This window comes from Micromonospora sp. 15K316, from assembly GCF_004348525.1.
GTDB lineage: Bacteria > Actinomycetota > Actinomycetes > Mycobacteriales > Micromonosporaceae > Micromonospora.
This window is the reverse complement of record NZ_SMKG01000306.1, coordinates 1-5,807: the sequence shown is the minus strand read 5'-3', so window position 1 is coordinate 5,807 and position 5,807 is coordinate 1. Positions and strand designations below refer to the sequence as shown.

The following is a 5,807-nucleotide window of genomic DNA, read 5'->3' as shown; positions in this document are numbered from 1 at the left end:
AAGTTGTCTATAAGAGACAGACCGGCGGGGAGAGCCTCCCCGCCGCCCTGGAGGCCCTCCGGGCCGCGATCGAGGCAGCCCGGTTCCCGCTGGCCCTGCCGTCGGCCGAGCCGGCCCGGCGGGCCGCCGAGGCGCTCACCGACCAGCTCGACGACTATCTGCTCCCCCGGCTCTCGCGACTCGACGCCCCCCTGCTCGTGGTGGTCGGCGGCTCCACCGGCGCCGGCAAGTCGACGCTGGTCAACAGCCTGGTCAAGGCGCGAGTGAGCGCCGCCGGCGTGCTCCGACCGACCACCCGTTCCCCCGTTCTCGTCTGCAGCCCGCCGGACACCTCGTGGTTCCGGCAGGGGGAGCTGCTGCCCGGCCTCACCCGTACCAACGAGCCGAGCGAGGACCCGCGGACCCTCCAGATCGTCACCGCGCCCGCCCTCCCGTCCGGGCTCGCGCTCCTCGACGCGCCGGACATCGACTCGGTGGTCGACGCCAACCGGGCGCTCGCCGGCCAACTGCTCGCCGCCGCCGACCTCTGGCTCTTCGTCACCACCGCGGCCCGCTACGCCGACGCCGTTCCGTGGGAGCTGCTGCGCGGCGCCCGCGCCCGGGGCACGGTGATCGCCATGGTGCTGGACCGGGTTCCCCCGGAGGCGATCGACGAGATCTCCGCCCACCTCGGCGAGATGCTGGCCGAGCAGGGGCTCGGCCAGGCCCCGCTCTTCGTGCTCCCGGAGACCCGGGTCGACGGTCAGGGGCTCCTCCCCGAGCGGATCACCGGCCCGCTGGCCGACTGGTTCACCCGGCTGGCGGCCGACGCCAACGCGCGGGCGGCCGTCGTCCGGCAGACCCTGGACGGAGCGCTGGCCGCGCTGCACCCGACCGTCGAGGGGCTCGCCGACGCGGCCGCCGAGCAGCTCACCGCCGTCGACGCGCTCGACGAGCGGGTACTGGCCGCGTACCGGGGCGGGCACCGCACGGTCGAGCAGGGGTTGAGCGACGGCCGCCTGCTCCGCGGCGAGGTGCTCGCCCGCTGGCAGGAGTTCGTCGGCACCGGCGAGTTCTTCCGCACCCTGGAGGCCCGGATCGGGCGGCTGCGCGACCGGATGGTCGCCGCGCTCACCGGCCGCCCGGCACCCGCCGCCGGGCTGCGCAGCGCCATCGAGTCCCAGCTGGTCACGCTGCTGCGCGGGGTGGCCGCCGAGGCGGCCGAGCAGGCGTACGCCGGCTGGAAGGCGCATCCGGCCGGGGCGGAGCTGCTCGACAGCTCCCTCGCCCGGCCGGCCGAGGACCTGCCCGAACGGGCCGAACGGCTGGTCCGGGAATGGCAGCGCGGGGTGTTGGAACTCGTCCGGACGCAGGGCGGCGACAAGCGTTTCATGGCCCGCACCGCCGCGTACGCGGTGAACGCCACCGGTCTCGCCGTGATGATCGCCGTCTTCGCCTCGACCGCGTTCATCCCGACCGGCCTGGAGGTCGCCACCGGCGCGGGCACCACCGTCGCCGCGCAGGCCGTACTCCAGGCGATCTTCGGCGACCAGGCGGTGCGTACGCTCGCCGCCAAGGCCCGGACCGACCTGCTGGAGCGGGTGCGGGCCCTGCTGGACGACGAGGCCGGGCGCTACCTTGCCCGGAGCGCGGCGGCCCGGCTCGACGCGGAGGTCGTGGGCGCGCTGCACGACGCCGCGGACCAGGTGGAGACCGCACGACGGCGCAGCGGGCTGACCACCGGAGGGCCGACCCGGTGAGCACGAGGGGCAGCACGGCCGACGCCGGACGGCGGACCGCGAAACCCGCGGTCACGAGCGGAAGGTCCAGGCGGTGAGCAACGTGGTGGGCCGGATACGCGAGGCGTTCCGCGGCGGCGACCAGCGGGTCGACCCCGACGTGCTGCTCGCTCGCCTGGACGCGGTGCGCCGCTTCCTCGCCGCGGCGGACGGGCACCTGCCGGACAACCGGCTCGTCCCCGCGCACACGCTGGTCGAGCGGGCCGGCACCCGCCTGGCGCTCTCCCGCGACCACACCGTGGTCGCCCTGGCCGGCGCCACCGGCAGCGGCAAGTCCAGCCTCTTCAACGCGCTGGCCCGACTGGACCTCTCCCCGGTCGGGGTACGCCGCCCGACGACCGGGGTCGCACACGCCTGCGTCTGGGGCCCGCAGGAGGGCGCGGGCCGACTGCTCGACTGGATAGGTGTGCTGCCCCGGCACCGGTTCGTACGGGAGAGCGCCCTGGACGCCGACGACGAGGCGGCGCTGCACGGCCTGGTCCTGCTGGACCTGCCCGACTTCGACTCGGTGCAGTGGTCCCACCGGTTGGAGGTGGACCGCCTGCTCGGCCTGGTCGACCTGGTGGTCTGGGTGGTCGACCCGCAGAAGTACGCCGACCGGGTGATCCACACGAGCTACCTGGGCGAGTTCCACCGGCACCGCGACGTCACGCTGGTCGTGCTCAACCAGGCAGACCGGCTCCCCCCGGCCGAACTGCCCCGGGTCCTGGCCGACCTGCGCCGGCTGCTCGACGAGGACGGGTTGGACGGCGTGCCAGTGCTCGCCACCAACGCGACCGACCCGGACGGCATCGTCGAGCTGCGGGCGGCGCTGGAGCGGACCGTCGCCGAGCGGCAGGCGGTGCTGCGTCGCCTCGCCGGGGACGTGGAGACCGTCGTCGCGGGGCTGGACGAGCTGGTCGGCTCGGACCACCCGGCCGGCGGCCCGGACGAGGCCACGGCCGGCGAGCTGACCCGGGCGCTGGCGGGTACGGCCGGCGTGCCCGCGGTGACGGAGGCGGTACGGGAGGCGTACCGGCATCGGGCGGTCGCGAGCACCGGGTGGCCGCTGGTCCGTGGGTGGCGGCGGCTGCGGCCCGACCCGCTGCGCCGGCTGCACCTGCCGGGCGAGGTCGCCGATCCGGCGGAGAGCCTGGTGGGCGCGACCTCGGTGCCGGACCCGACCGCCGCGCAGCGGTCCGCGCTCGGGCTCGCGATCCGGGCGGTGGCCGACCGTGCCGCGGCCGAACTGCCCGCCGGCTGGCCGACCGCGGTGACGGAGGCGGCCCGGTCCCGCCTCGCCGACCTGCCGGACGCGCTGGACCGGGCGGTCGCCGCCACCGACCTCGGCCTGGCGCGCCGGCCCCTCTGGTGGCGGTTCGTCGGAGTCGGGCAGTGGCTGGTGACGCTGGCGGCGCTGGGCGGGCTGGGCTGGCTGGTGTTCGGCTACGTGCTGCGCGCGCTCGGGCTGCCCGACCCGGAGCACCCGATGGTGGGCGTGGTGCCGCTGCCGACCCTGCTGCTGCTCGGCGGTCTGCTCGCCGGCCTGCTGCTCTCGGCGCTCACCCGGCCGATCGTCCGGTGGGCGGCCGGGCGGGCCCGCCGCCGGGCGGAACAGCGACTCACCGCCGCCGTGGCCGTGGTCGGCGACGAGTACGTGCTGACCCCGGTCCGAGCCGTCCTCGCCGACTACGGCGTGGCGCGCGAGGCCCTCCGGGACGCCGTCCGGCACTGAGCCGTCCCGCTGTCGCTACCGCTGCCCGGTACCCCCGGACGGGCGTAGGGTCGGATGCATGGCCCCTCCCCGGACCCCGTACGACGCAGTCCTGCACGCCGCGCGCGACGTGACCCGGCTGGACAGCGCCCTGGACGCCGAGATGCTCGGCGCGGCGCTGCTCGGCAGCGTCTACGCCATCGCGGAGAGCGACCGCAACGCCGCCATCCGGGAGTTCGTCACCGGTTTCCTCGCCGCCACCGCCCGCCGGCGCACCGCCGCCGCCACCACCATCCGTTCCGTCTTCGCCGCCCTGGTGCCCGACGCCGACGGCGCCGAGCGGGTCCGACCGGGCAGCCAGGCACCGGCCTGGTCCGACCAGCTCGGCCGGGTGCACCTCACCGGCAGCTGGGCGTACGGCGACGTCTACGGCGACCAGACCTCCTACCTGGCCACCTTCGCGTACGACGACGCCGCCGGAGGCCCGGAGCACGCGCTGGTGGCGCTTGTCGACCACAACATCGGCATCACGAAGGACGTCTTCGTCGGCGGGCCGGCCGGCCAGATCCTGGAGCAGGTCCGGCAGATGTGCGCGGCCGACGAGCTGACCTGGTTCCGGGAGGAGGATCCGGCCCGGATGCGCGGCGAGGTGGTCCGCCACCTCACGATCACCGACGACCTCAGCGAACTGCCGAGCGCGGGCGCCCTCGCCACCGACCGGGCGCTGGCCGGCGCGCGGCTCGCGGTGCTGCCCACCCAGCCGGTGCCGGCGGCCCGTGGGACGGAGCCGCTCTCCACCGCCGACCGGACCGATCTGCTCCGACGCTTCCTCGCCTCCCCGGAGGCCGCCCAGGCCGGACTGGACGCCATCGACGGTCCCGAGCTGGCCTCGCTGCACTTCTGCCTCGGCCTGCTGCTGGATCACGCGGAGAGCTTCCCGGACGCCGATCCGCTGCGGTGGAGCCCGGCGGTCGCGGGCCTGTTCCTGCTCGACTGGGTGCACCGGCGGGCCGTGCTGGACATGGACGACGCGGCGATGCTGCCCCGGGTGCTGCGCGCCTGGGCCGCGTACGCCGCCCGCCGGCGCGAGCTGCCGGCCGTCGCGGCGACGCAGACCGACGCGGCGATCGAGGAGATGGTGCCCGAGTTCGCCCGCCTCTACAGCACCGGCGAGCGGCGCAGCCCGGCCACCGCGGCGGTGGCCGAGTTGATGGCCGACGGCGTGGACCCGGACGATCCGGAGGCGCTGAACACGTGGATCGAGGCGAACCGGCACCGCCTCACCGACCTCGACTGAGCCGGCCGGCGCGCCACGGTCGCGGCACCCACGAGGGCGTCTTCGGCCGGGGCCGCCCGCCCTCAGCGCAGGACGGCGAAGACCGCTCCGGCCACCAGGCCGCCCACCAGCCCACCGACGACCACCTGCGGCACGGTGTGATCCCGCAGCCGCACCCGGGACCAGCCGACCAGGGCCAGCAGCGGCGCGGTGAGCAGCAGCCGGGCGCCGAAGGTGAGGACCAGGATCACCACGGTGCCGGCGGCGACCGCCGAGTGGATCGACATCTTCCACCAGTGGCTCACGGTCACCGCCACCACCAGGCCGATCGCTCCGGCCACCGCGAGCGCCACCACGGGCCGCGGCGCGCCGAGCCCGACCAGCAGGACGAGCCCGACGACTACCGAGCAGAGACCGACGAGCAGCGGGATGCGGCGCTGTTCCCGCTGCCCCACGTGGTGATCGGTGAGCCGCCCTCGACGTACGCCGCCGACGATGTACGCGAACGGGATGCCGCTGACGAAGACGACGGCGAGCAGGGCCCACCCGAGCCCGGCCGCGCCGCCCTGGGCGCTGTGCCAGCCGACGGCGATCATCAGCACCGGGGTCAGCACCGCGGGCGCGGTCAGCTCCGTGACGAGCCGGGCCAGCCGCAGCGCCGGACCGGACCGGGGCGCAGGGGCCTCACCGGGTCGCGCACCGCCGCCCACGCTGTCTCCTCGAAGTACCTCGTCCGGGCGGTCCGGCCGCTCCTGACCGTCACCGTATCGAGGCGGAGGGGCGGGGGCATTCCCTAACCGGTTCCCGGGACGACGGGATGACGGGGCCGGCCACGAGGGACGGGACGTGACCGACGGAGCGCGGGCCGAGGAGCGGGCTGGGGCGGGTGCCGACGGACGGCCGCGGATGCACGGTCATGGTCGGCGAGTCCGCCGGGTCGGGCAGGTGGTCCGGGGGCGTCGGGTCGTCCGGGGACGGGGACTCGTCCGGGCCCTCGGTGGGCAGCGAGGTGGGCTCGGAGGGTGGTCCGGAGGTCGATCCGGACGGCGACGGGCTGGCG

Annotated in this window: 4 protein-coding genes; 3 read left to right on the top strand and 1 reads right to left on the bottom strand. The window is 76.0% G+C overall.

The window, feature by feature from the left end:
- The first annotated feature begins 47 nt into the window (after positions 1-47).
- The 3 genes from E1211_RS30190 (at position 48) to E1211_RS30180 (ending at position 4,768) form a co-directional block, all read left to right on the top strand.
- A complete protein-coding gene (locus tag E1211_RS30190) occupies positions 48-1,739 on the top strand; it encodes a GTPase domain-containing protein (RefSeq protein ID WP_243709771.1) in 1,692 nt (563 codons plus the stop codon).
- A 73-nt stretch (positions 1,740-1,812) separates the two neighbouring features.
- Positions 1,813-3,492 carry a GTPase gene (locus E1211_RS30185; protein ID WP_132353327.1) on the top strand — a complete coding sequence of 560 codons (1,680 nt, stop codon included), beginning with the start codon at positions 1,813-1,815 and terminating at the stop codon, positions 3,490-3,492.
- A gap of 58 nt (positions 3,493-3,550) precedes the next feature.
- Positions 3,551-4,768, top strand: coding sequence for a hypothetical protein (locus E1211_RS30180; RefSeq protein WP_132353325.1), 1,218 nt, complete (start codon positions 3,551-3,553; stop codon positions 4,766-4,768).
- A 62-nt stretch (positions 4,769-4,830) separates the two neighbouring features.
- Here the strand turns inward: E1211_RS30180 and E1211_RS30175 are convergent, their stop codons facing one another.
- On the bottom strand, positions 4,831-5,457 hold the full coding sequence (locus E1211_RS30175; RefSeq protein WP_243709770.1) for a phosphatase PAP2 family protein: 627 nt from the start codon (positions 5,455-5,457) through the stop codon (positions 4,831-4,833).
- Positions 5,458-5,807 lie beyond the last annotated feature (350 nt).